Raw genomic sequence first — 437 nt, forward strand, 5'->3', positions numbered from 1 at the left:
ATCCCATTCCGGTCTCGCGCTTGAACAGCCGCATGAACGTCGCCCGGCTCATGGCGAGTTCGGCGGCGGCCGCCGCGATGGAATGCGCGCGGGCGGGATCGCGGCGGATCCGGTCGCACAGGTCCGCCAGGCCGGCCTGCGTCGGAGCCGGCAGGTCGAGCGGCTGCACCGGCAGGAACGCCAACTCCAGCATGAGCAGGCAGATCACGGCCTCTGAGACGGCGCGGTCGCCCTGCGTCTCCGTGAGGGCGGCGAGCTTGAGGATCAGCTCGCGCAGGAGTGGCGTGACCTCGACGACCCTGCAGCGATCCGGGACTCCGTCGAACCCGGTCGTGTCGATCAGCAGCGAGCGGAAGCGGATCCCGGCATGGCTGGTCGTGACATGGTCCGTGTCCGGAGGAAGCCAGACTGCCCGGCTCGGCGGCACCACCCAGGTC

1 protein-coding gene is annotated in these 437 nt (G+C 70.5%); it reads right to left on the reverse strand.

Annotation, left to right across the window (positions count from 1 at the left end):
• On the reverse strand, positions 1–437 hold a 437-nt coding region (locus tag K9U40_RS23920), incomplete at both ends, for an AraC family ligand binding domain-containing protein (RefSeq protein WP_432715945.1).

Origin of the sequence: Xanthobacter autotrophicus (assembly GCF_030015065.1) — a bacterium.
GTDB lineage: Bacteria > Pseudomonadota > Alphaproteobacteria > Rhizobiales > Xanthobacteraceae > Xanthobacter > Xanthobacter autotrophicus_D.